Consider the following 25,100-nt stretch of genomic DNA (forward strand, 5'->3'; position numbering starts at 1 on the left):
TTGCAACAGGTCTGGACCTCGGAAATGCTGGCGCATGACTTGTGAGAAAATTTATGCTAAATCAGGCTCTAGCCACTATGGAATAAGCGCATATAGCTATTAATTTAATAGTGAATAGATCGGCGCCCGTTGTCAGGTCCGTTCCAGAAATTGCTGGATCACTTCATTCACCTGCTCGGGGTGGGTCACCGGGCCCATGTGGCCAAGATGTTCAAACTCCACCAGCTCCACGCGCGGCAGCGCGCTCGCCAGCAGCCGTGCCACGCCGTGCGCCGACGCTGTCGAGCGCTTGCCGACCATGTAGAGCACCGGGATATCCAGTGCGCGGAATGCCGCCAGCGGGGTGGGTTCCGTGAACAAGGCGTGCGCCCAGCGCCGCACATTCGTCACCGACGTGGCAATAGCCGGCTTGCGGGCTTCGGGCGTCTGCTGCCAGGCGCCGGCACCCATCCAGTAGTCAATAAAGTGCTCGGCGGCAGCCCCCGGCTTGCCGGCGTCCAGGGCAAGGCTGGCCTGCGCGGCGGTCTCGCGGATGCCGTCCGCCTCGTTCGGCGCCGGCGTCTGCGCGTCGAGCAGCGCAAACAGCGTCGGCTCAAACAGGGCCATGGCGCGGACCCGACCGGGGTTGGCCTGGGCGGCGATCAGCGCAACCGCCGCACCATAGGAATGGCCCACCAGCGCCAGTGGCGAGCCGGCCCGCGTGAGCACGGGCTCGATCAGCGCGACCTCGTCGCCAAGGGAGATGACGCGGTCCGACGGCCAGGGCGGGCTCTTGCCGGCGTCGTACGAATCAGGCGCGAGGACGTGGAAATTCGGCGCCAGCCGGTCCAGCAGCCCGCGCCATTGCGCCGAGCTGCTCGCGTTCGCGTGGGTGCAGACAACGCCGGGGCCGGCTCCAGCCTCGCGGAAGAAGGGGGTTGGTTGATGCATACCTGGCTCCTGGTTGGGTTCCACGCCGAGACCTATTTTGACCTTGTTCCGGTGCGTTCGCCGTTCGGCGATTTGGTGCGAACATACGTCCTGCAAACAAGCTCTCACCGTCAGCCATTCTTTGGAGCCTCTCATGATTGTCGAACGCATCTGGACCGGAAACGCCTACCGCAACTTCAACTACCTGATCGCCTGTCCCGAAACCGGCGAAGCCCTGGCGATCGACCCGCTTGACCATGAAAAAACATTGGCCACTGCCCGCGTCAAGGGCTGGCAGATCACCCAGATTCTCAACACTCACGAGCACCACGACCACACCGGCGGCAACGCGGCCGTGATTGCCGCCACCGGCGCCAAGCTGATCGCCCATCACCGCGCCGGCGGGCGCATTGCCGGCGTGGACCGGGGCGTGCAGGCCGGCGATGTGATCAAGGTCGGCAAGACCGTCGAGCTGGAATGTCTGGACACGCCCGGCCACACGATGTGCCACATCTGCCTGCTGGCGCACACCGACCAGCCGGCGCTGTTTTCGGGCGACACGCTGTTCAATGCCGGCGCCGGCAATGTGCACAACGGCGGCGATGTCAACGCGCTGTACGCCACCTTTGCCGAGCAGCTGGCGCGGCTGCCGGAGAGCACCCGGGTCTATCCCGGCCATGATTACATCGAGAACAATCTGCGCTTCACCCTGGACCGCGAACCCGACAATGCCGCCGCCAAGACCTTGCTGCCGAGCGTGGTGGCGCATGACCCGGCGACGTCGGCGGTCACCACGTTGGCGACGGAAAAACAGGTCAACACATTTTTGCGCCTGAACAGCCCCAGCGTCATCGCCCGGCTGCGCGACGATTTCCCCGACCTGCCGGACGCGCCCGATGCCAGGACCGTGTTCAGCAAATTGCGGGAACTGCGCAACAAGTGGTGAGCGCCGCGGCCGACCTCATGCAGTGCGATGTCGCCCTCCGAGCGCTGATCCAGCAGCACTTGCACGCTTTCAGCGTCGAGGTGGGCGTGCGTGAGCTGCAGCATGCGGCGGCGGTGGCCGTGGCCATCACCGACGCTGGCCATGGCGCCGGGCTACCGGGTCTGCCGCGCCACGCGGCGTGGAGCACGCAGGCGGCGCTGATCCTGACACGCCGCGCCAGCCATCTGCGCAAGCATGCGGGTCAGTGGGCGCTGCCGGGCGGGCGCATGGATCCGGGCGAAACGCCGGAGCAGGCGGCCCTGCGCGAGATGGCCGAGGAGGTGCATCTGGAACTCGACGCCGACGCCGTGCTGGGCCGATTGGATGACTTCGTCACGCGCTCTGGTTTTGTCATCACCCCGGTCGTGGTGTGGGCCGGCGCGGCCCCCTACATCCGGCCCAATCCGGCCGAGGTTGCCAGCATTCACCGTATCCCGATTGCCGAGTTTTTGCGCAAGGATGCGCCGTTGCTGGAGCGCGTCGAGCACAGCGAGCATGCCGTGCTGCGCATGCCGGTTGGCAGCGGCTGGATCGCGGCGCCGACGGCCGCCATCCTGTACCAGTTTCGTGAGGTTTGCATCGAAGGCCGGCCGACCCGCGTGGCGCATTTCGAGCAGCCGGTGTTTGCCTGGAAATGAGGACGCGCTAGAGGCTGACCGCCGCTGGCATACCCGCGAGCGCGTGTCAGGATCGGGTCGCGGCCGCACAATGCCACCGACATAACCCTGTGCTACTTCCCAGGAGATGCCATGGCCTTGCCAATGCACGTTCACCGGTTCCCCGTCACCCGCCGCACCGCCCTGGGCGCACTCTGCGCCGCCTTGCTCATGCCCAGCACTGGGCGTGCCCAGGCACTCAGTTCCGCTCGCCTGCAGTCCTGGCCGCTCAAGACGCCGCGCAGCACCGGCATTCATGACGTGGCGCCGGCACCCGATGGCGGGGTGTGGTTCTCGGCGCAGCGCAGCGGGCACCTGGGCTGGTTCAACCCGCGCACCGGCCAGTCGGAACTGATCGCCCTGGGCAGTAACAGCAGTGGCTCGTCGCCGCACGGCGTCATTGCGGGACCCGACGGCGCGGCCTGGCTGACCGACGGCGGGCAAAACGCCATCGTTCGCGTGAGCTGGCCGGCACGCGAGGTCAAGCTTTTTCCCTTGCCCGCCGGCACACCCTACGCCAACCTCAACACCTGCGCCTTTGATGGCGACGGTGATCTGTGGTTCACCGGGCAGGGCGGCTTTGTGGGCAAAGTGGCCGTGCGCGGCGGCGTGGTCAGCGTGCAGGCGTCGCCGCGCGGGCGCGGGCCTTACGGCATCTGCGCCACGCCCAAGGGGGAGGTCTGGTGGTGCTCGCTGGCCGGCTCGTTTATTGCGCAGATCGACCGACAGAGCGGGGCGTCGCGCATCGTCGAGCCGCCCACGCCGCGCCAGGGTGCGCGCCGCGTCTGGTCCGACAGCCGTGGCCGCATCTGGGTGGCCGAGTGGAACAGCGGCCAGCTCTCGGTGCACGACCCGGCGCTGGGCACGGGGGCCGGCAGCTGGCGCAGCTGGAAGGCCCCGGGCAGCCATCCGCAGGTATACGCCGTGTACGTGGACAACCAAGATATCGTCTGGGCGTCGGAGTGGAGCAACAACGCCATGCTGCGCTTCGACCCGGGCAGCGAGAAGTTCGACGTCATCACGATGCCGCGGCCCGGCGCCAACGTCCGCCAGATCCTGGGCCGGCCCGGCGAGGTCTGGCTGCCGGAGAGCGGGACCGAGTTCATCTCGGTGTTCCGAACCGGCTGACCGACGCGAAGCGCCCTTGTACGCACATTCCCCTATCCGGGGTGGGCTGTGCCAGGGTCTACAATTTCAGGCCCATACAGTCGCTGACGGGCTGGCCGTTCGGTCATACTGATTGCAGCAGGAGACAAAAATGCCCCATACAACGGCCAACGCCGAAGAAAAACGCGCCGAATTGCGCCGTGCCGCCCTCGAATACCACGAGTGCCCCCGTCCCGGCAAAATTGCCATTGCCGCCACCAAGCAGCTGGTCAATCAGCATGATCTTGGCCTGGCTTATTCACCCGGCGTGGCGGCGCCCTGCGAAGAAATCGTCAAAGACCCGAACAACGCCTTCAAGTACACCAGTCGCGGCAATCTGGTGGCGGTGATCACCAACGGCACCGCCGTGCTGGGTCTGGGCGACATTGGCCCGCTGGCGGCCAAGCCGGTGATGGAAGGCAAGGGCGTGCTGTTCAAGAAGTTTGCCGGCATTGATGTGTTTGACATCGAGATCAACGAAAAGCACGACCTCGACAAGCTGGTGGACATCATCGCCTCGCTGGAGCCCACCTTTGGCGGCATCAACCTGGAAGACATCAAGGCGCCCGACTGCTTTTATGTGGAGCGCAAGCTGCGCGAGCGCATGAAGATCCCGGTGTTCCACGACGATCAGCATGGCACGGCCATCTGCGTGGGCGCGGCGATTCTGAACGGCCTGAAAGTGGTGGGCAAAGACCCCAAGCAAATCAAGCTGGTCACGTCGGGTGCCGGCGCGGCAGCATTGGCCTGCCTGGGCTTGTTGTTGAAGCTGGGCATTCCGCGCGAAAACATTTATGTGACCGATCTGGCCGGCGTGGTCTATGAAGGTCGCACCGAGTTGATGGATGAAGACAAGATATTCTTTGCGCAAAAGACCTCGGCGCGCACGCTGGGAGACATCATCGAAGGGGCTGACGTCTTCTTGGGTTTGTCGGCGGGCGGCGTGCTTAAGGCCGACATGGTGCGGAAAATGGCGCCGCGGCCGCTGATATTCGCGCTGGCCAATCCGACCCCGGAAATTCTCCCGGAAGAAGTCAAGGCCGTGCGTGACGATGCCATCATGGCCACAGGGCGTTCGGACTACCCCAATCAGGTCAACAACGTGCTGTGTTTCCCGTACATCTTTCGCGGTGCGCTGGATGCGGGTGCCTCCACCATCACGCTTGAGATGGAAATTGCCGCGGTGCACGCCATTGCCGAGCTGGCACAGGCGGAGCAGAGCGAGGTGGTGGCCGCGGCTTATGCCGGCGAACAGCTCGCCTTCGGACCGGAATACCTGATCCCCAAGCCGTTCGATCCGCGGTTGATGATGAAAATCGCGCCGGCCGTGGCCCAGGCGGCGGCCGACAGTGGCGTGGCCTTGCGTCCCATCCTGGACATGGATGCCTACCGCCAGAAGCTGCAAAGCTTTGTCTATGCCTCAGGCACTGTGATGAAGCCGATCTTCACCGCAGCCAAGATTGGGCTCAAAAAGCGCGTGGCCTATTCGGAGGGGGAAGACGAACGCGTGTTGCGGGCCTGTCAAATTGTGGTGGACGAGGGTCTTGCCCTGCCAACCCTGATCGGCCGCCCCGTCGTGATTGCCGAACGGATCAAGAAGTTTGGACTGCGCTTGCGTGAAGGTAACGACTACAGCGTGGTGAACGTGGAGCAGGACCACCGCTACCGCGATTTCTGGCAGACCTACCACCGCTTGACCGAGCGCATGGGCGTCACGGCCCAAATGGCGAAAATTGAAATGCGCCGCCGCCTGAGCCTGATTGGCGCCATGTTGCTGCACAAAGGCGACGTGGATGGCCTGATTTGCGGCACTTGGGGCAGTACGGCGCTGCATTTGCAATACATGGATCAGGTGATTGGCAAGCGCGCTGGCGTGAACACCTACGCCTGCATGAACGCACTGATCTTGCCCGAACGCCAGTTGTTCCTGGTAGATACGCACATCAATTACGACCCCACCGCCGAGCAATTGACGGAGATCACGATCATGGCGGCGGAGGAAATGTTGCGTTTTGGCATCCAGCCCAAAGTGGCCCTGTTGAGCCATTCCAACTTTGGCAGCAGCAGCCAGCCGAGCGCCATCAAGATGCGCCAGACATTGGAAATGCTGCGCGCGCAGGCGCCCTGGCTGGAGGTGGACGGTGAAATGCACGGTGATGTCGCGCTCGATGGCAAGGCTCGCGCCACTCTGATGCCCCGCAGCACCTTGTCAGGCGACGCCAACTTGCTGGTCTTGCCCAATATTGATGCTGCGAATATTGCCTACAACCTGCTGAAAACAGCTGCCGGCGGCAATATTGCCATTGGCCCGGTACTGCTGGGTGCGGCCAAACCAGTGCATATTTTGACGGCCAGCACGACAGTGCGTCGAATTGTCAATATGACGGCACTCACGGTGGCCGACGCAAACGCCACCCGTTAACTGATGCAGCTCAAGCTGGTGCTCACTAACCAGCGCTGATTTCACCTGCGAGCTGCCCATTTATTGGGCAGTCGCTTGCATTTTTTAACGAAATACGCGACACTACGAACCTTGAAATTCCGGGTAAACCCGGAGTGTTTTGGGACGTATTTTTTCATGTCGCGTTTTGCAAGCTTGAAGTTAGCCGTCACTGGCTTGGTGTTGACGGCGTTTTTTACTTCAGGTCTGGTGCAGGCCAAAGGCCCTGGATTCGCAGACACCCAGGCCACCTTGTCGATGGTCGAGTTGCCCCGACAAGGCGTGCAAGTCTATGGACTGATCCGCCAGGGTGGTCCATTTGCATATGAAAAAGATGGGGTGGTTTTTGGAAACCGCGAGCGTTTGCTGCCAATCCAGAAGCGTGGTTATTACCGTGAATACACCGTCCCAACACCCAATTCGCGCGACCGGGGCGTCCGGCGCATTGTGTGCGGGGGCCAAGCCATGGCGCCGGACACTTGTTATTACACAGCCGATCACTATGCGAGCTTCCGCAAGATCGTGCCGTAATTTTTGTTTTAGTCAATTTGGAAAGTGAAGCAGGAATGAATATGTCACTTAGTCAAGAAACATCAGCACCCCAGCGTGCTCCCATGGACGTGCCGCTACGCGGTATTCGGCCTAATATTGTCCAGTCCATCCGAGCTTTTCGGGTGCAGGAGTTACAGGACGCAGCCCAGTCGCTGGGCCAGCATTTTCTGTACGCCAATCTGGCCAACGCCCAGACCAAGCAGGATGTGCTGGACTTGATCGGTCAGCAATTCAAGCTGTCTGCGCATGTGGGCAAGAATTTTGATGCCCTGTATGACAGCATGACCGACCCGCTGCATAAATCCGGCCCACAGCCTGGTTTTATCGCGGTGCTGGAGCACATCCCGGCCAATACCAAGTTTGACAAGGAAGCCCGTGAGCAGTTGCTGGATATCTTCCGGGACGCGGCCGACTATTGGGGAGATCGAAAAATTCCCTTCCGATGTTTCTATTCTTTTCTGTAGCCCGTTCTGCACACACCAGCCAAGCAGAACGGGCGAACGAGGCAAAAAGCACAGACATGGGCAACCACGTTGTGCCAGGCATTGAACTCACCACCGAATCGGGTGAAAAAATGCCGACCGACAAGTTGTTGGATATTTCACCCTTGGCGCTGCGCATGAGCAGCCCCTTCAATGCGGGGTATTGGTTGACCGCAGCTTGATCGCATCATGTGCTGGCACAAAAAAGGCCCATCGAGAGATTGGGCCTTTTTTTCTTGAGTTGCAAACTCATCCGCGCCTGTCGAGCGCCTCGTCACTCTTCAGAGACTACGGGGTGGTGTTTTTAATCTGCTCGGCCAAGGCCAGATACTCACTCACCGGGACTTCTTCGGCCCGGCGCTGCACGTCGAACTGGCCTGAAAAATTCTTCTCCTGCAGCCATTTGCCCAAGGTGTGGCGCATCAATTTGCGGCGTTGGCTGAATGCCACCTGCACAATTTCACTCAAGAGGCGCACGTCCACCAGGGCTGGACTCTCCCGTGGCACCATGCGCACCACGGCGCTGTTCACCCGCGGCGGTGGAACAAAGCTTTCCGGCGGCACAAAAAGCACGTTTTCCATGGCATAACGCCATTGCAGCATGACGCTTAGACGACCGTAGTCCGAGGTGCAGGGGCGCGCCACCATGCGGTCGATCACTTCTTTTTGGAGCATGAAATGCTGGTCCTCAATGACCGCAACGAAATCAAGCAGATGAAACAGGATGGGCGTCGAGATGTTGTAGGGCAGGTTGCCGACGACTCTTAAATTGGCTGTTTTCTGCGCTTGCGCAATGTGGGCAAAGTCAACTTTCAGCACATCGGACTCAATCACGGTGAGCTGCGGGTGCGAGCGCAGGCGCACGGCCAAATCGCGGTCCAACTCGATCACGGTGAGGTGGCCCAGCCGTTCCGCCAGGGGTTGTGTCAGCGCGGCCAGACCCGGCCCGATTTCCACCATCACCTGCCCCGGCTTGGGCGCGATCGCGTCAACGATGGCCTCAATAATGCTGCCATCGGCCAGAAAGTGCTGGCCGAAGCGTTTGCGGGGAATATGTTTCACTGGGGCGGCTCGCGCATTTCCACGTAGGCGCGGCCACGCAGGTCCTGCATCCAGGTCGCGTAGGTTTCGTCCAGCTTCTTTTCTCGCAACATGGCGCGCACGGCCTCGCGCTGCTCGCGCGGGTTCAACGTGGCCTTGCGACGTTCGGTTAACTGGATCAAATGGACGCCAAAGCGCGACACCAGCGGATCGCTGATCTGGCCGGGGGTCAGCCGGTTCATGACTTCCTCGAACTCGGGCACAAACATGCCCGGATTGGCCCAGCCCAGATCGCCGCCCTGCGCGGCACTGCCATCCTGCGAGTTGTCGCGGGCGAGTGCCGCAAAATCAGCCTGACCCGCCATGATGCGTTTTTTGAACTCGTTCAGCTTGTCGCGTGCGGCTGTCTCGCTGAGTTGCGGGCTGACACGCAACAAAATATGGCGCGCCCGGCTTTGCGTCACCGTCATGGCCGGTGCGCCGGCACTTTTCTTCTCCAGTACTTTGAGTACGTGAAAGCCGGCGCCGGAACGCACCAGTGCTGAGACATCGCCAACCCCCAGGTTTTGCGTCGCCTGGATGAACAGCGGCGGGTATCGGTCAGCCGTTCGCAAACCCAGCTGGCCACCGCTGGCGCTGTCTGATGCATCCGAGAATTCACGCACTAGGGCGACAAAGTCCTGGCCCGCACGGGCGCGGTCAAGCGCGCGCTGTGCTCGCGCTTGCAAAGCCGCAATCTGCACCGGGCTGGCCGCGTCCGGCACGGTCACCAGAATCTGGGCCAGGTTAACTTCCTGCGTCGCGGGGTTGCTGTCATTCTGTTGCTCACGCAGGTATTGATCGATCTCCAGATCAGACACCCGTGCGCGGGGATCCACATCGCGCTCGCGCAAGCGCGTCAGCAGCAGTTGGTCGCGCAGTTGCGCGCGGAACTGGCTGAGCACCACGCCCTCCTGCGCCAGGCGTCGATGTAGTTCGGTCACATCCAGCTGATTTTGACGCGCAATATTTTGCTCGGCCAGATCGATGGCCGCCTCGTCCACCTGGATACCGGATTCACGCGCCAGTTGCAGCTGCGCTTTTTGGTTGATGAGGCTCTCCAGCACCTGGCGCGCCAGCAGTTTGCTGTCCGGCTGGGGCCGGCGCTGCTGGGCCAGCTGTTGCATGGCCCGCTGCATCTCTGTCCGCACCTCGTTGTTGGTGATGGGCTCGGAATTGACCACGGCCACGATGTAGTCGGCTTGACGCTGGACTTCGGGTTGCAGGCGAGCGGGCGGCGTGGCGACACCGGTGCCGGTCGATGGCCGCAAGCCCTGAGCCTGCGAGGTCAAGGGAGCAAGAATGGCAAAACCGGCCACGGTCAGGGCCAAGAGGCGATGGGTCATGATGGATCAATCGTAATTGCTGAAACGGCTGGGAGGGCTGGTGGGCTCTCTCAGGTACTGGTAACCTGAAATATTGTCTTTCAAGGTCTTCAAGGGGCTGACGCCCAAACGGGTAAATCCCACAAACTCAAGCTGGAACATGATGCGCTGGCTGACCGCCGTGGTACTGGTCTGCAGCCGTTCCATCACGGCACGGCCCAGCCAGCAACCTGCATCGTACTCAAAGCCGACGACGGCATCGACCAGCTTGCCCTCGTTCAAGCTGTAGTTGAGGCGGCCCACGCTGTACCAGCGACCATCGCCCTGGCCTCGTCCTGCCCCCAGGTCCTGCCCGCGGTCGCCCCAAAGGTCATTCACCGGCCACTGCCAGCCCACGGACAGCTGCTCGCTGATCTCGCGCTGGTAACGATAGGAGCCCGTCACGACCCGGTAGTTGCCAGGGCTGTAGCGCGCGCCGATGGTTGAGCGCACCGACTTCTCGGTGGTGGGGTTGAACTGCACGGTCGAGTCAAAAGCCCACTTGGGGTCCCAGTTGACCGATGCGCCGAGCAAAATATCACTGATGCCTTCGGCCGCTGGCGTGCCCCCCGGCAGCGTGACGTTCTGGTCCGAAAAGCGCAAACGCTGGGCAATGCCGAAACGGGCGGCCTCGGCGCCGGTATCCGGGTCCAGCAGGCGCGTGGTCACGCCCAATGTCAACAGGTTGCTGTCGGAAATACGGTCGTTGCCGACGAAGGCATTTTCCGTGTAGATGGTGGCGAAATTGAAATCACTGGCGCCCGAGTCGTAATTGGGCAGCAGGCTCTGGTCGCGGTAGGGCGTGTTGACATAAAAAGCGCGGGGCTCAAGGGTCTGACGAAATCCCCGGCCGAAATAATTGGCATCGCGTTCGAACACCAGACCCGTGTCCAGGCTGAAGGTCGGCACCACACGGCTTGCCGAGTTGGTGCCGTTGGCCAAAGGCGTTTCAAACTGGTAGCTGGTGGCATGCAGTTGGAGCTTGGGCGTGATGAAGCCGGCGGGGGCAAGCCAGGGGCGGCTGACCTGCAGTAATGAGAACGCCCGCTGGGCATTGGGCTGCAGCGTGAGTGAGCGGTCAGCCTGAAACTGGGTGTAATCCGCGTCCACCGAATAGTCGACCCCATCAAGGTTGGTGCGTACATAGTGGGTGGCCAGTTGGGGCAGGCGGTCATAGGGCGGAACGATGGGCGCGGTGGCGTCCTGCAGGGTCTGCCATTTGAGCGTGCGCACACTGCTTGAGAAATAGCCGTTGGTCCAGGACAGTGAGGCGTCGGTGGGCAACAGCCGCTGGGTACCGGAGGTCGAGGCGCGGTTGAAATCGCGCCAGTAATTGTCATCGCTCACCCGGTTCAGGTTGAGGTTCAGGGCCATGCCGCCATCCGTCAGGCGGCTGGTCAGGCTGTTGTTGAGCGTCCCCTGATGCCCGTACGACAGGCCCCAGCGATTGCTGTCACGCAGTTTGTCGACCGGCATCACATCCAGACGCAATTGACCGACATAGTCGGCCTCCAGGTAGCGAAACTCGCTGCCCAGATTCACGCCGCGCTTGCTCATGACCGTGGGGGTAAAGGTGGCATCGCGGTTCGGCGCGATGTTCCAGTAGTAGGGCACCGACACCTCGGCCCCATTGACATTGTCCAGGCCCAGGGTCGGCGGCATGAAGCCCGACTTGCGCTTGTCACTCAGGGGGAAGCTGAGGTAGGGAATGGGCAGCAGCGGCACGCCTTTGAAGCGGAGCAGCGCGCCTTCGGCCGTGCCCACGTCCTCCTCGTTGTCCATGCTGATGGTGTTGGCCCGCAGAATCCAGTCCGGCATCCAGCTCGGGCCGGGCAGGCGGCGGCAGGTGGTGAGTGTCGCGTTGTGGATCACCGCGCGCTGGTCATCAATGAAATCCGCCCGATCGGCTTCGCCATGCGAGTCGTTCTTCAGAAAATAATAGCGCGGCTCGTTAAAGAAGCCTTCAAATGACTCCAGCTTCAGCTCCAGCAGCGGCCCCTCGTAGACATTGCCGGCGCGGTTGATGCGCACCTGACCCGCGGCCTTGGCCAGATCCGTGGACTGGTCATATTCCAGCCGGTCGGCCTTGATCACCATGTCGCCGCGACGCAGCACCGCATTGCCTTCCACCACGGTTTCCAGGTCGGGGCGGCCAAACAGGCGCTCACCATAGATGAAGGTCGGCAAGGCGCTGCGCGCGGCGGCGGGTATCTGCTCTTGCAGCAAAGGGCTGCTTTGGAGCTGAACCGGGGCTTCATCTTGCGTCGGCGCCGCCGGGGAGGGCAACGCTGTCCCTGCGTCGATCCCTTGCGCGAAGAGCGAGGTTCCGTGCAGCAGAGCCCAAGCCACCAGGGCAACCGGGCGTGGCGTAAAGCGAACAAGGGACGCCCTGGGTTTCAGGTGGTGCATCAAAAAGCGCATCGGGCAGGGGAGGTATCGATTGTTCGAGCAGGTTGAAAACGAACGCAGACGCGTTCGGGTTTGTAGAATGGATTATCCATGACCCAAGCTCACACCGTCCAATCCCCCCCAATCCCCGCCGTGGTCTGGCCTCACGCACAACGTGCGGCCGACTTCAGCGCCTGGCTGACCCACTTGGCGCCCGCCCACGGACTGCGCATTGAGTCGGTGCGCAGCGCGTCGGCCGACGCCAGTTTTCGGCGCTACTTCCGCGTCGACGGCGCCCAGGGCAGCTTCATCATCATGGACGCCCCGCCCGACAAGGAGGACTGCCGCCCCTTCGTCAAAGTCGCGCGTCTGATGGCCGAGGCCCACGTGCAGGTGCCGCAGGTGCTGGCCTGGGACGAGGCCAAAGGCTTCATGTTGCTGACCGACCTCGGGGCGCAGACCATGATGCAGGTGATCGACCGCGAAAAACCTGAGGCCAACCAGGGCCTGTACCTGCAGGCGGTGGACGCGCTGATTGCCTGGCAAACCGCATCAAGCCCGGACGTATTGCCCCCTTACGACGAAGCCTTGCTGCGCCGCGAACTGGAATTATTCCCCGAGTGGTACCTGACCCGGCACCGGGGCGTGGCGGTGGAGGGCGACGTGCGCCGCACGCTGGACGAGGCCTTCAAATGCATTGTTGAACGCAACCTGGCCTGGCCCAGCGTCTATGTGCACCGCGATTTCATGCCCCGAAACCTGATGGTGGCCATGCCCGGGGCTGGCTTGGGCGTGCTGGACTTCCAGGACGCCGTCTACGGCCCGATCACCTATGACATTGCCAGCCTGATGCGGGACGCCTTCCTGAGCTGGGACGAAGACTTCTGCCTCGACATCACCATCCGTTACTGGGACAAGGCGCGCAAGGCCGGCCTGCCGGTCGGTGACGACTTTGGCGAGTTTTACCGCGGCGTAGAGTGGATGGGTCTGCAGCGCCACCTAAAGGTGGCGGGCATTTTTGCCCGCATCACGCTGCGCGACGGCAAACCCCAGTACCTGGCGGACACGCCCCGCTTTATTCACTACATCCGTGCCACCTGCGAGCGTTACCGCGAACTCAAACCGCTGCTGCGCTTGATCGAGCGCGTCGAGGGCATTGAGCTCGCCAACGGCTATGCTTTTGGTCGGATTTAAATAAAATAGGGCTCTAGCCCTCATGTAGCCTGCGCAAGCAGCTATCAATAACATAGTAATAATTTCTCATGCCCCGCTTTTACTGCCCCACACACCTGGTCACGGGTGAGTTGCTGGACCTGCCCGCCGGGGCGGCGCGCCACGTGCAGGTGCTGCGCCTGCAACCCGGCGACACCCTCACGCTGTTCAATGGCGGGTCCGGCATGGCGGGCAGCGGCGGCCAGTTCGAGGCCACCGTGACCCGCATGGGCCGCAGCGATGTGCAAGTGCAGGTCGGCGCGCACTTGGCCGTAGAGCGTGAAGCGGCGCGCGCCGTGCACCTGGCCGTGGGCATGCCCGCCAATGACCGAATGGACTGGCTGGTGGAAAAAGCCACCGAGCTGGGCGTGGCCAGCATCCAGCCGCTGATGACGGAGCGCAGCGTGCTGCGCCTCAGCGGGGAGCGGGCCAGTAAGAAAGTGGCGCACTGGCAAAGCGTGGCCGTAGCGGCCTGTGAGCAATGCGGCGGCAACCGGGTGCCGCTAATTCATGAGGTCATGGGTTTTTCGGCATGGGCCAAGGCCCGGTCTGGCGCAGGGACAGGGCAATCACTGTTGCTGTCGTTGCGACCGGGCACACAAAGTTTGCGTGACGCCGCCGGCACCGCAGAAAGCCCGACAAGTGCCGTGACCTTTCTGTCCGGCCCCGAGGGCGGCCTGAGCAGCGCGGAAGAAGACGCCGCCCTGGCCAGCGGCTTTGCGCCGGTCACGCTGGGGTCCCGCGTGCTGCGCGCTGAAACGGCCGCCTTGGCGGCCTTGGCGGCGCTGCTGGTGGCGTGACGGTGTTTTTCGAAAACCTAGCGGATGCGCGGCTCGGCCAATAGTTGCTCGGGCAGCGTGAAATAGGCTGCCGTCGCACCACGACAGGCCCGCGCCTGGTCTAGCTCATGGCGGGCCACCGTGCGCAAATGCACTTCATCCGGGCCATCCAGCAGCTGCATGGCGCGACCCCAGGTCCAGAAGTAGGCCAGCGGCGTGTCCGGCGACAGGCCCATGGCGCCAAACACCTGCATGGCGCGATTCACCACGCGCGTTTGCAAGCGAGCCGCCACCACCTTGATGGCGGATACATCGACCCGGCTCTGAGTGCGTTCTTCCTGGTCCAGCCGCCAGGCGGCGCGCAGCACCAGCAGGCGGGCCTGATCGATTTCCAGGCGCGACTCGGCGATCCACTCCTGCACGTTGGCGAAGTCGGCCAGGTACTTGTCAAAGACTTGACGCTCCAGCGTGCGCTCGCACATCAGCGTGAGCGCCAGTTCACACTGACCGATGGTGCGCATGCAGTGGTGAATGCGCCCCGGGCCGAGGCGCGCCTGGGCCATGGCAAAGCCCGCACCTTCCTGGCCCAGCAGATGAGTCACCGGCACACGCACGTTGGAGAAGGTGATCTCGCAATGCCCCTCGGGCGACTGGTGCTGCATGACCGCGATGTTGCGCACCAGCGTGACGCCCGGCGTGTCCATCGGTACCAGCACCATGCTGTGTTGGGCATGTTTGTCGCCGCCCTCGTCGCCACTGCGACACATCACGATCAGTAACTTGCAGTTCGGATGGGCGGCGCCGGTGATAAACCATTTGCGACCCTGGAGCACCAGTTGCCCGCCCTCATGGTGCATACGGGTCTGCAGGTTGGTCGGGTCCGATGAGGCCACATCCGGCTCGGACATGGCGAACGCGGATCGCATCTCGCCGTCCAGCAAAGGGCGCAACCAGCGCCGGTTTTGCTCTGGTGTGGCAAACAAATGCAGCAACTCCATGTTGCCCGTGTCGGGGGCGCTGCAGTTGAATACCTCGGAGGCCCAAGGCAGCCGTCCCATGATCTCGGCCAGGGGTGCGTACGCCAGGTTGCTCAGACCTTCACCGGGTTCATCGTCGCGCAGACCGGGTAAAAAGAGATTCCACAGGCCTTCCGATCTGGCCAACGCCTTGAGATCTTCCATGAAGGGCGGTGGGTAGACCCCTTGCGCGACCGAGCGGTGCCAGGCGCTGTTGTAGGGCAACACATAGCGGTCGATGAAGCTTTCCAGCTGCTGGCGCAAAGTCTGCACCTGCGGCGAATACTCGAAATCCATGGGTGGCCTTTTAGTTCGTCACAAACTTGGAGTCTGCCAAATCCGGGCGACTTTGGCTGTCACTTGGGCGCCCCAGCGTTGCGCGAACCCCATACAGGCGTCCTGCGGCGTTGACACAAAGTTTTTGTCAGGGATACTGTGGACCATGATTGCACATCTCATGAGAATCGCAAGGCTCCGTCACGGTTCAAACGCCAAGTTCAGGCGAGCGCTGTTGTTGTGGGCGGTGTTCGGTTTTTCATCGATGGCAGCCACGGCCGATTCGATCAAGATTTTGACTGAAGAATTCCCCCCCTATAACTTTACCGAGAGCGGCAAGATCACAGGCTTCAGCACCGAAGTCGTCGAAGCCGTGCTGAAGGAAATCAAGGTTCAAGGTGATTTCCAGTCCATGCCCTGGGCCCGCGCTTATGAGCTGGTGCAAAACACGGGAAGTACGCTCATTTATTCGATTGGACGCAGCAAAGAGCGCGAGAGACTCTTCAAATGGGTGGGCGTCATTGCGCCGGCTGACTATTATCTTTTTTCCTTGCAGGGCAAGAATCTGAAATTTGACCAGCTTGACCAGGCCAAAAAATACCAGATCGGCACGGTCAACGAGGATGTTGGCGAGCAATTCCTGGTCTCCAAAGGCTTCATCAAAGGGAAGAATCTGCAGTCCAGCGTCAAGTACAGTTTCAACTACGAAAAGCTCAAGCTGGGGCGTGTCGACCTTTGGGTCATTGGCGAGCTGACCGCCTATTACCTGGCGAGACAGGCGGGCGACGATCCGGCCAAAGTGCTGGTCAAAGCGCACCGTATCAGCGGCCTCGGAAGCGACGGCTACTACATGGCCTTCGGCATCAATACGCCGGATGCGCTCGTCGAGCGCTTTCGCGTCGGGCTGGAAACCATCAAGAAGAACGGGACTTTCGATAGCTTGAAAAGAAAATGGCTTTGACCTCGCGTCTCGACACGCCCATGGAATCTCTGGGCGCTCGCCTGGTGCTGGCGACCCTCAGTTTCTGCCTGGTCTTTACCTTGCTTGCGATCGCGGTACTGACCTTGTCGGCCTGGAAAGTAGGGGTTGCCGCCATGACGTCCGAACTGACGCAGATCGAGCAGGTGTACCAGGCGACCCTGTCCAAATCCATTTGGGAAATGGACCGCGAATCGCTTCAAACGCACCTCGACAGTGCTGCAAGTGTGCCCGCGGTGGGTCAGGTGACTTTGAAGATTACATCCGCCAACCGGGCGCCGGAAATCCTGGTACGCACCAGCGCCGGCTGGTCAGCATCAAGCTGGGCTCCGACGCGGCGTCTCGCCTTGGTTTACGAGCCCTACCCGGGGGCCCGCGAGACCCTCGGTGAACTCGCGCTCTATGGTGACGAGCGAGTGCTGTGGGCCCGGTTACGTGGCGAGGTCAGCACCATCATCGTCACCCAGGTTGTCCAGTCCTTGTTGCTCGCGGGGCTGATCATGCTGATGTTCACCCGTCTGGTAACGGTTCACGTTCAGCGCATCGCCAGCCACCTCGGTCAATTGGCTCCGTCAAACCTGGGCCAGGCCCTGGTGCTCAACCGAAAGAAATTGCACCACGACGAACTGACGCTGCTCGTCACCGGTGTCAACCAGTTGCAGGGCAGTCTGGCCGAATACCTGGCGAAACAGCAACGCTTCGAGCATGAACTGGCGGAGCATCGCGATCGGCTGGCCGGGCTGGTGCAGGAGCGTACGGCCGAACTGGAGGCTTTGAGTGCCGCACAGCACGTTGTGCTGACATTGTCCAATCGTCTTATTCACGCACCGCTTGCCGAATTCGATCACTACAATTTTGAGTGCCTGCGCGACATCGCGCAGCGGCTGGACGCCAGTGACGCGCTTTGGTATGTGCTGGAGCCGAACGGCACCGAATACCGCGTGTTCCTGGCGTGGCACGCCAATGCTTCCCCCGTGCCGCTCGCGGAGCCCTTGCGTGTCGGGGGGTGGCCCCGTCTGTTGGACGAGCTCGCGCGAGACGATCTGCTGACCTTTCCTTCGCAGGCTGCGTTGGCAAATTCAATCACCCCTGGCGAAGCGGCACCGTTCGCCGCTTTGCGGCTGGAGGCCACGGCATTCGCGATGCTGCGGGGGGTTGACGAGCAGTTCGGATTTCTGGTTTTTGGCAAGCGGATGGCAGTGTCCAGCTGGCGATCCGATGAACTGGCCCTGTTGGCGATGACGTCCCAGATGTTGCTGCAAAGTGCGCGTCACAAGGCGCAACTGGTCGATATCAGCGAAACCCAGCATGCCCTGCAAACCGCCAATACACGGCTGGAGAATCTCTCCCGCACCGACCCGCTCACCGAGCTTCCCAACCGGCGTCACTTCGACGAGGTCAAGGAGACCGAGTTCCGGCGCGCCCGGCGGACGGGACAACCGCTGTCGCTGCTGATTTGCGACATCGACTTCTTCAAGGGATACAACGACACCTATGGACATGCCCTGGGCGACCAGTGTCTGTGCGCGGTGGCGGGCGCGCTGCGTGCCAGCCTGCGTCGTGCGGGCGATTTGGTGGCGCGCATCGGGGGTGAGGAATTCGCTGTTTTGCTGCCGGCTGCCACCCAGGAAACCGCACTGAAGCTCGCCGAGTATTTCCGCCAGGCCGTTGCTGATCTGACTATTTTGCATGCAGCCTCCAGTGTGGCGGGGCATGTCACGATCAGTATTGGCCTGGCGGTACTGGCAGCCGATGGTGTCGACAACTTCGACGCCCTGTTCAAGCAGGCTGATCAGGCGCTGTACCGGGCGAAAGCGGGCGGGCGCAATCGCGTGGTGTGTGCCGTGCCGGTCAAAGACATTCTTGATGAAAAGGAAGAATCATGAAAGCGCTGATCCCCGTATTGATGGTGGCAATTCTGAGCGCGCCCCTTGCGCAGGCGCAGGCCGTCCGTGTCGTCACGGAGGCGACCTCTTATAGTTTTCTGAAGGACGGAAAAATGGCCGGTCCGGCGACGGAAGTTGTCGAGTTGAGCCTGAAACGGGCCGGACTTGTCGATTACCAGATCAATCTTTACCCCTGGGCCAGATCCTACGACATGGCGCTCAAGGAGCCTAATGTTCTGATCTACCTAATTGCCCGAACGCCGGCGCGGGAGCCGCAGTTCAAGTGGGCGGGGGAGATCATGAAGATGCAGTACCACTTGTATAAGCTCAAAGACCGAAATGTCATGGTCAGAAACCTTGAGGACGCAAGGAACTTCACTATTGGGGTCATGCGCGATGATGTGCGACATCAGTACCTGAAAGAGAAGGGCTTTACCCGCCTCGTCGTCTCGGCGCAGCCCGCGGACAATTTCCGGAAGCTGTTGAGTGGGCAGGTGGATATTGTTCCATTGCCAGACGACGACGCGGCATCCATGTGCAAGGAAACGAACTTCAGTTGCGAAAATCTGCAGAAGATTTTTACGCTTGACGAAATGTCGACAGGACTCTACATGGCCTACAGCAATTCGACGCCGGACGCCGTCGTGCAGCGAACCAAGGATGCGTTCGAGAAAATACGGGCGGCCGGGATCGTCAAAAGCATCATGGAAAAGAGGCGCTAGAACCTGCGCGGGATTCAATTTTAAATATTGCTTTGTTTGCGAAATCGCACAGCCTCCCTTGGGCAAAGGCGGAGAGTGAGTCCATCACGAGGGAGATGAAGATGAACAACTCAGAGCGTTGCGGCGGGATGCTGCGGTGGTTTATTGTGCTGCTTCTGGCCTTCATTGTGCTGGGATGTGGAAGTGGAGGCGGTGGTGAGAATGTCAATGGCATCCAGGCCGTTAACCCGGCAGTGGTACCTGGCGCTCCTGGCGCTATTCCACCCGGAACAACCCCATCGGGTACCGCACTGGCAGGCACCACTTCCTCCGGCACCGCCTTATCAGGGAGCTCATCCGGTACGGGCTCATCGGGTACCGGTTTAACGGGTACCGGTTCCGCAGGAACCATCCCATCAGGCTCTGGTTCATCTGGAACTACACCATCGGGTACCGCGCCATCCGGCACCACTGGCACGGGCAACGGCCCGACAGTCCTCTCTTCCAATCCCACCAATGGGGCCATCAACGTGGCAGTCAGTACCATTGGGTCTGGCAACGTAGTGATCCCGAGAACCATCAGCGCAACGTTTAGCGAAGCAATGAATCCGGCATCGATCGTTTCACCCGCCGTGTCTTTTACGGTCAAGGAAACGGCCAGCGGTAGCAGCGTTGCGGGTAGTGTCAGCATGAATGCCACAAATACCATTGCGACTTTCGCGCCGCATGCCGTTCTGGCCAGCAATAGGCAATTCACCGCGATCGTTACCACTGCGGCCAGCAACCCGGCTGGCACCGCCCTCGTCAGCAACTACGGCTGGAGCTTTACGACAGGGACGCAAATCGGCCAAGCGCCCATCAACCTCGGAACTGCGGCCAATTTCATGGTCTTGGGTGGCACGTCCATCGCTAATAGCAGCGCAGCGTCCAACCCGACCCGAGTCAATGGCCAGTTGGGCATCGATCCAGGCAGTGCCACCAATGTGACTGGCTTTAGCGACTCCACGCCTTCGGGGACAGGCATCATTCTGACGGGCGGCATACAGTTTGGTCCGATCATCAGGCAGGCCAAAAACGACTTGTCTGCAGCGCTTGCCGAGGCGAATGCCCGGACCAATAATCAAATCTCGGTGGGTAGCAACGATCTGGCCTCGACCATGGTCAACGGCGGCAGCCCCGGCGTCTACCCACCCGGCTTGTACGCGTCCGTGTCGACGCTCATTTTGAATGCCGGCAACATGACGCTTGATGCCAAAGGCGACCCGGATGCGATCTGGGTGTTCAAGGCAGGAAGCCATCTCATCGTGGGCGACACGCGCCAGATTCTGCTGCTCAACGGCGCCAAGGCCGCCAATGTTTTCTGGACCCTGGGCAGTTCAGCAACCCTGGGTGATCAGGTTGGTTTTAAGGGCAATATTCTGGCCGGTACATCCAATACGCTGGGCACCACATCGGCGCTCGGCACCACGGTGGAAGGGCGCATGCTGTCCGTTTCCGGACTGAACATGTACGCGGCCACGGTCAACGCGCCAGCCCCGTAAGGCCGTTAGACTGCGGGTTTCTGCTTTTATTCAAATGCCATCTATAAAGCGTATCGCCGCGCTCGTCACCCGTCTAGCCCTTCTCGTCCTGCTCGGCGGCTGCGCCTCGCGTGAGCCGCTGGACCCGGCCTATTTCGAGATCGAGCCGGGCCGCCTGCCCGCCGCGGACGTGTCACTCCATATTCCCGGCCTCGGCCCCTGCACCGACAACCCGGACCGCACGCTGCGTTTGAACGCCAGTCAGCCGGTCAATGTGCTGGTGCATGGTTGTTTTGGCTCCTCCGGTCAGTTCCGCGGCTTGGCGCAGGTGCTGGCTTTTCATGGTCAACAGACGGCCTGCTTCACCTACGATGACCGTGCCGCACTCACGTTCAGTGCCACCGAATTGCGCGGCGCCGTCAATCAACTCGCGGCGCAAACCCGTTCACCGCAAATCACCGTGATCGGACACAGCCAGGGCGCACTGGTCGCACGCAAGTCGCTGACCGAACTCCCGCTCACGCCGCCGCAGGGCGGCCCCGCGGAGCTGCGCCTGGTGACCATCTCCGGCCCCTTTGCAGGCATTGCAGCGGCGCAAACCTGCGGCAAGGCTTGGCTGTATCCGTTCACGCTGGGCCTGTTGCCGGCGAGCTGCTACTTGGTGACCGGTGCCAAGTGGGCCGACATCACCAACGGATCACGCTTCATCCGCGAGCCTGGCGCCCTTGTGCCGCAGGTCAGCAACTACCTGAAAATCGACACCGACGAGCGCGGCAGTTGCCGCCGCGAGGAGGGCGGACGCTGCGTGGAAGACGATGATGTGTTCTCGCTGGCCGAGCAGCGCAACGCGCTGGTGGAGACCGATTCACGCACACAACGCGTGGAGGCGCGTGCCGGCCATGTCGAGATCGTGGGCGACAAGCGCGTATCGCCCCTTAAGCTGATCTCCATCCTGCAGGCACAGGGCGTGCTGCACGCCACCGCGCCAGAGCGTTTGACGGCTTTCAGCCGATTGCTCGCCCGGGTCTATCAGGACTTTTGAGGGAACTTGGGCGCCTGCTCAGGCTTCATCCTTCTTTCTCATTTACCGGCCGATTACATCTATGAATGCCATTGAAGACAATGCCTGGCGGGCGGGCTGAAGTTTGATACCGTCGTCCAGGACCAGATCAAGAAGGGCCAGCTCGACGCGCTGCCCGCGCTCGGTGTTGTGGGGGTGAGCAAGGGCTTGCAAGGCTTTGTTGACGCTTTGGCGACTCACGCCCAGCCCTTGCGCTTTTTATCATCTCAGCTTCAACTCACAATAGGAGACACCGATGGCATCCCCTTTTCGTCCCGCCAGCACCTTGCTGATTCAATATGCGCAATACCACCGTGACCGCCGCAACATTGCGACCCACTTTATCGGCATCCCCTTGATCGTGTTTGGCGTGGCGGTGTTGCTCGCACGCGTCTCGCTGCCATTGGCAGGGCTGGCACTGACCCCGGCCTGCATCGTCGGTGGCTTGGTCACGCTGTGGTATCTCAGCCGTGGCAATCTGGTGTTGGGTCTGGCCGTCAGCGCGGCTACGTGGGGCCTGATCGCGCTGGCCCATCTGTTCGCCAGTGGCAGCCTGGGCCTCTGGCTGGGCTGGGGCCTCGGCAGCTTTGTCGTGGGGTGGATCAGCCAGTTCATTGGCCACTATTACGAAGGCTGCAAGCCCGCTTTTGTCGATGACTTGATTGGCCTGCTGGTGGGCCCGATGTTTGTTACCGCCGAAGCCTTGTTTGCCCTGGGCTGGGAGCCAGCTTTGCATGCCGAGATAGAGCGTACGGCCGGGCCCACCGTGATGCGTGACCTGTCCCGCCTGCCTTCATAACGCCCAAGCTGGCTGCAACTCATCCGTGCGGCCCGCGCGTGGTGGAGGCCTTGCACCAACAGGGCCTGACGCGGACCGATCGGAGCGGTCAGGGCTCGCAACAATAACTCCTAAATTGATAGTTGCTCACGCTTATTTCATGAGGGCTAGAGCCCTATTTGCTTGAAACCTTCTAAGAGCCCAGCGTCTGCCAGATATGCTCCATTTTGGCCGTCACCCCGGGCGTCATCTGCATGGTGCGCCCCCACTCGCGGCTGGTCTCGCCCGGCCACTTGTTGGTGGCGTCCAGCCCCATCTTGCTGCCGAGGCCGCTCACGGGCGAGGCGAAGTCGAGGTAGTCGATCGGCGTGCTGTCCACCAGCAAGGTGTCGCGCGTCGGGTCCATGCGCGTGGTGATGGCCCAGATCACGTCGGGCCAGTCGCGGATGTTGATGTCCTCGTCCACCACCACGATGAACTTGGTGTACATGAACTGGCGCAGAAAACTCCAGATGCCAAACATCACGCGCCGGGCGTGGCCGGGGTAGGACTTCTTGATGCTCACCACCGCCATGCGGTAGCTGCAGCCCTCGGGCGGCAGGTAGAAATCGATGATCTCGGGGTACTGGCGCTGCAGCAACGGCACAAACAATTCGTTCAGGGCCAAGCCCAGCATGGCCGGCTCGTCCGGTGGTTTGCCGGTGTAGGTGGAGTGGTAGATCGGCTCGCGTTTGAGCGTGACGCGGTCGATGGTGAACACCGGGAACGCGGCCTGCTCGTTGTAATAACCGGTGTGGTCGCCGTACGGGCCTTCGAGCGCGTGCTCGAAGCCACTGGCGTGCGCGGCGTCGGGGTAGATGTGGCCTTCGAGCACGATCTCCGCTGAGGCCGGCACGCGCAACTCGCTGCCCAGCGCCTTCACCAGCTCGGTGCGGCTGCCGCGCAACAGGCCGGCGAACTGGTATTCGGACAGGCTGTCGGGCACCGGTGTCACCGCGCCCAGAATGGTGGCCGGGTCGGCGCCCAGCGCCACGCACACCGGATAGGGCTGGCCGGGGTGCAGCGCACCGTGTTCCTTGAAGTCCAACGCGCCGCCACGCTGCGGCAGCCAGCGCATGATGACCTTGTTGCGGGCCAGCACCTGTTGCCGGTAGATGCCCAGGTTTTGCCGCGCTTTGTGTGGGCCTTGTGTAATCACCAGACCCCAGGTGATGAGCGGCGCCACATCGCCGGGCCAGCAATGCTGGATAGGCAGGCGGGCCAGATCAACATCCTGGCCTTCCCACATCACCTCCTGGCAGGCGGCGTTGCGCAGCTCTTTGGGCGCCATGTTCCAGAGGGTTTTGACCATGCTGCCCAGGCCCATCAAATCCTTGAAGCCCTTGGGCGCTTCGGGTTCCTTGAGCATGGCCAGCACATGGCCGAACTGGCGCAACTCCGACACATCGCTCACGCCCATGCCCAGCGCGACGCGGCGCGTGCTGCCAAACAGGTTGCCCAGCACCGGGATGCTGTGGCCGGTGGGGTTTTCGAACAACAAAGCGGGGCCGCCCGCGCGCAAACTGCGGTCGCACAAGGCGGTCATCTCCAGATACGGCGAGACGGGTTGCGGGACGCGCTTGAGCTCACCGAGCTGCTCCAGCTGGGCGATAAAGTCTCTTAAATCACGATAGGACATTGGGGTACTCCGTCATTGCGAGCCTCCAGTTCCGCGTCTGAACCGCATGGGCCTTGAACCACCGGCCGTCACTGCGAGCGAAGCGCGGCAATCCATGCATTCAGAAGTCATGGATTGCTTCACTGCGTTCGCAATGACGGTTGATGCTGCGGGGGCGGTTCATGGTGCGGGGGTGCTTACGGACTGAAGCGGCAGGCCGCTCCAGCGCGGCGCCTGTGGCTGAGCCAGGCCCAGCAAATCGACCACCCGGCTGACGGTGTGGTCCACCATCTCAGCCAGGGTCTGCGGCCGGTGATAAAAACTGGGCACGGGCGGGAAGATGATGCCGCCCATTTCGGTCACGTTGGTCATGTTGCGCAGGTGCGCGAGGTTCAGCGGGGTTTCGCGCACCATCAAAATCAGCCGGCGTCGTTCCTTCAGCATCACATCGGCGGCGCGCGCCATCAGGTTGTCCGACAGGCCATGGGCCACCGTCGCCAGCATGCGCATGGAGCAAGGCGCCACCACCATGCCGTCGCATTGAAACGAACCGCTGGCAATGGCCGCGCCGACCTCGCGCACCGGGTAGGCCACATCGGCCAGTGCCTCCAGGTCGGCGCGGCTCATGTCCAGTTCTTGCTGCAGATTGAGCAGGCCGGCGTCGGACACGGTCAAATGGGTTTGCACGTTGCCCAGGGCGCGCAAGACCTGCAGCAGGCGCACGCCGTAGACGGCACCGCTGGCGCCGGAGATGGCGACGATGATGCGTGTGGGCGCTTGTGAGTCAATGGCTTGCATGGGGGGGAGGACTTGGATGCCGTGGTTTACCCGATGGACTGGGATGTGTCTGATGGGCCCAGTCCCGGCGTTTGCAGATCGGTCATCACTTGGGTCAGCACCGTCTGGGCTTCTGCGAGGTCAAAGTCGGCGTGGTAGCGCTTCTTCACGCCATACTGGTTCAATTGGTAATGCCGGTGCGCCACCAGCCCGTGCCGCGCCAGACAACTCTTGACGCAGACCAGCGGGCATCCGTCCAGCGCGATGATCGCGCGCCCCGAATGGACAACCTTCAGCAGGTAAGGTACGTCGCCGCCGACGCCAGCGATGCATGACATTTCGGCCGCGCCGCGCCGGTCCAGCTGCAAGGCCACATGGTTGGCCAGTTGGGCCGCGCTGGAGCAACCGGAACAGGCGTAAACCAGCGGCCGATGGTGTTGGTTTGGGTGCATGGCAA

The 25,100-nt window shown here is 61.9% G+C and carries 23 protein-coding genes; 15 read left to right on the forward strand and 8 right to left on the reverse strand.

Annotated elements, in window-relative coordinates; all coding sequences use genetic code 11:
• Nucleotides 1–132 precede the first annotated feature (132 nt).
• Complete coding sequence (locus tag C5P05_RS26870) at nt 133–1,065, reverse strand: alpha/beta fold hydrolase (RefSeq protein ID WP_232834674.1); 933 nt, start codon at nt 1,063–1,065, stop codon at nt 133–135.
• On the opposite strand from C5P05_RS26870, the gene C5P05_RS26875 reads away from it, so the two are divergent.
• The 7 genes from C5P05_RS26875 (at nt 1,064) to C5P05_RS34735 (ending at nt 7,352) form a co-directional block, all read left to right on the forward strand.
• A complete protein-coding gene (locus tag C5P05_RS26875; RefSeq protein ID WP_114972924.1) occupies nt 1,064–1,855 on the forward strand; it encodes a hydroxyacylglutathione hydrolase in 792 nt (263 codons plus the stop codon). The genes C5P05_RS26870 and C5P05_RS26875 overlap by 2 nt on opposite strands.
• A complete protein-coding gene (locus tag C5P05_RS26880) occupies nt 1,852–2,532 on the forward strand; it encodes an NUDIX hydrolase (protein WP_232834675.1) in 681 nt (226 codons plus the stop codon). The genes C5P05_RS26875 and C5P05_RS26880 overlap by 4 nt, the downstream gene beginning before the upstream one ends.
• A gap of 111 nt (nt 2,533–2,643) precedes the next feature.
• Nucleotides 2,644–3,678: a lyase gene (locus C5P05_RS26885; protein ID WP_114972925.1), complete on the forward strand. Its 1,035-nt coding sequence runs from the start codon at nt 2,644–2,646 to the stop codon at nt 3,676–3,678.
• Between the two features lie 130 nt (nt 3,679–3,808).
• A complete protein-coding gene (locus C5P05_RS26890) occupies nt 3,809–6,118 on the forward strand; it encodes an NADP-dependent malic enzyme (protein WP_114972926.1) in 2,310 nt (769 codons plus the stop codon).
• Between the two features lie 156 nt (nt 6,119–6,274).
• Nucleotides 6,275–6,667 carry a ribonuclease domain-containing protein gene (locus C5P05_RS26895; RefSeq protein WP_114972927.1) on the forward strand — a complete coding sequence of 131 codons (393 nt, stop codon included), beginning with the start codon at nt 6,275–6,277 and terminating at the stop codon, nt 6,665–6,667.
• Nucleotides 6,668–6,702: 35 nt separating this feature from the next.
• Entirely contained in the window at nt 6,703–7,152 is a 450-nt protein-coding gene (locus C5P05_RS26900) for a barstar family protein (RefSeq protein WP_198674879.1), read from the forward strand.
• Between the two features lie 56 nt (nt 7,153–7,208).
• Entirely contained in the window at nt 7,209–7,352 is a 144-nt protein-coding gene (locus C5P05_RS34735; protein WP_157979467.1) for a hypothetical protein, read from the forward strand.
• A 106-nt stretch (nt 7,353–7,458) separates the two neighbouring features.
• Here C5P05_RS34735 and rsmA read toward each other — a convergent pair whose 3' ends face one another.
• The 3 genes from rsmA to C5P05_RS26915 are packed head-to-tail and all read right to left on the reverse strand — an operon-like array spanning nt 7,459 to nt 12,023.
• Nucleotides 7,459–8,232 carry a 16S rRNA (adenine(1518)-N(6)/adenine(1519)-N(6))-dimethyltransferase RsmA gene (gene rsmA / locus C5P05_RS26905; protein ID WP_114972929.1) on the reverse strand — a complete coding sequence of 258 codons (774 nt, stop codon included), beginning with the start codon at nt 8,230–8,232 and terminating at the stop codon, nt 7,459–7,461.
• Nucleotides 8,229–9,596 carry a peptidylprolyl isomerase gene (locus tag C5P05_RS26910; RefSeq protein WP_114972930.1) on the reverse strand — a complete coding sequence of 456 codons (1,368 nt, stop codon included), beginning with the start codon at nt 9,594–9,596 and terminating at the stop codon, nt 8,229–8,231. Before C5P05_RS26910 ends, rsmA begins: the two co-directional genes overlap by 4 nt.
• Nucleotides 9,597–9,602: 6 nt before the next feature.
• The gene (locus tag C5P05_RS26915) at nt 9,603–12,023 is read right to left on the reverse strand and encodes an LPS-assembly protein LptD (protein WP_114972970.1); all 2,421 of its coding nucleotides are present in this window, start codon (nt 12,021–12,023) and stop codon (nt 9,603–9,605) included.
• 90 nt (nt 12,024–12,113) lie between these two features.
• Here C5P05_RS26915 and C5P05_RS26920 point away from each other — a divergent pair, with 90 nt between their 5' ends.
• Nucleotides 12,114–13,196: an aminoglycoside phosphotransferase family protein gene (locus C5P05_RS26920; RefSeq protein WP_114972931.1), complete on the forward strand. Its 1,083-nt coding sequence runs from the start codon at nt 12,114–12,116 to the stop codon at nt 13,194–13,196.
• 68 nt (nt 13,197–13,264) lie between these two features.
• Complete coding sequence (locus C5P05_RS26925; protein ID WP_114972932.1) at nt 13,265–14,014, forward strand: 16S rRNA (uracil(1498)-N(3))-methyltransferase; 750 nt, start codon at nt 13,265–13,267, stop codon at nt 14,012–14,014.
• 17 nt (nt 14,015–14,031) lie between these two features.
• On the opposite strand, the gene C5P05_RS26930 is transcribed toward C5P05_RS26925, so the two are convergent.
• Nucleotides 14,032–15,306 carry an acyl-CoA dehydrogenase family protein gene (locus C5P05_RS26930; RefSeq protein ID WP_114972933.1) on the reverse strand — a complete coding sequence of 425 codons (1,275 nt, stop codon included), beginning with the start codon at nt 15,304–15,306 and terminating at the stop codon, nt 14,032–14,034.
• Between C5P05_RS26930 and C5P05_RS26935 the strand changes: the two genes are divergently transcribed.
• From C5P05_RS26935 to C5P05_RS26960, 6 genes are all read left to right on the forward strand, one after another.
• Nucleotides 15,248–16,246, forward strand: a complete 999-nt coding sequence (locus C5P05_RS26935) for a substrate-binding periplasmic protein (RefSeq protein ID WP_198674881.1) — start codon at nt 15,248–15,250, stop codon at nt 16,244–16,246. The two genes, C5P05_RS26930 and C5P05_RS26935, sit on opposite strands and share 59 nt — an antisense overlap.
• On the forward strand, nt 16,237–18,150 hold the full coding sequence (locus C5P05_RS26940) for a GGDEF domain-containing protein (RefSeq protein WP_114972934.1): 1,914 nt from the start codon (nt 16,237–16,239) through the stop codon (nt 18,148–18,150). Before C5P05_RS26935 ends, C5P05_RS26940 begins: the two co-directional genes overlap by 10 nt.
• A complete protein-coding gene (locus tag C5P05_RS26945; protein WP_114972935.1) occupies nt 18,147–18,872 on the forward strand; it encodes a substrate-binding periplasmic protein in 726 nt (241 codons plus the stop codon). Before C5P05_RS26940 ends, C5P05_RS26945 begins: the two co-directional genes overlap by 4 nt.
• A gap of 101 nt (nt 18,873–18,973) precedes the next feature.
• Nucleotides 18,974–20,392 (forward strand): ice-binding family protein, encoded by a 1,419-nt coding sequence (locus C5P05_RS26950; protein ID WP_198674882.1) that lies wholly within the window; start codon nt 18,974–18,976, stop codon nt 20,390–20,392.
• A 34-nt stretch (nt 20,393–20,426) separates the two neighbouring features.
• Nucleotides 20,427–21,413, forward strand: a complete 987-nt coding sequence (locus C5P05_RS26955) for an esterase/lipase family protein (protein WP_114972937.1) — start codon at nt 20,427–20,429, stop codon at nt 21,411–21,413.
• A 274-nt stretch (nt 21,414–21,687) separates the two neighbouring features.
• The gene (locus C5P05_RS26960) at nt 21,688–22,230 is read left to right on the forward strand and encodes a DUF962 domain-containing protein (RefSeq protein ID WP_114972938.1); all 543 of its coding nucleotides are present in this window, start codon (nt 21,688–21,690) and stop codon (nt 22,228–22,230) included.
• Between the two features lie 172 nt (nt 22,231–22,402).
• Here the strand turns inward: C5P05_RS26960 and ubiD are convergent, their stop codons facing one another.
• From ubiD to C5P05_RS26975, 3 genes are all read right to left on the reverse strand, one after another.
• The gene (ubiD, locus tag C5P05_RS26965; RefSeq protein ID WP_114972939.1) at nt 22,403–23,887 is read right to left on the reverse strand and encodes a 4-hydroxy-3-polyprenylbenzoate decarboxylase; all 1,485 of its coding nucleotides are present in this window, start codon (nt 23,885–23,887) and stop codon (nt 22,403–22,405) included.
• 159 nt (nt 23,888–24,046) lie between these two features.
• Nucleotides 24,047–24,664, reverse strand: coding sequence for a UbiX family flavin prenyltransferase (locus tag C5P05_RS26970; protein WP_114972940.1), 618 nt, complete (start codon nt 24,662–24,664; stop codon nt 24,047–24,049).
• Nucleotides 24,665–24,690: 26 nt separating this feature from the next.
• A complete protein-coding gene (locus tag C5P05_RS26975; RefSeq protein WP_114972941.1) occupies nt 24,691–25,095 on the reverse strand; it encodes a putative zinc-binding protein in 405 nt (134 codons plus the stop codon).
• Between the last annotated feature and the right edge of the window lie 5 nt (nt 25,096–25,100).

Source organism: Rhodoferax ferrireducens, assembly GCF_003347515.1.
Taxonomy (GTDB): domain Bacteria; phylum Pseudomonadota; class Gammaproteobacteria; order Burkholderiales; family Burkholderiaceae_C; genus Rhodoferax.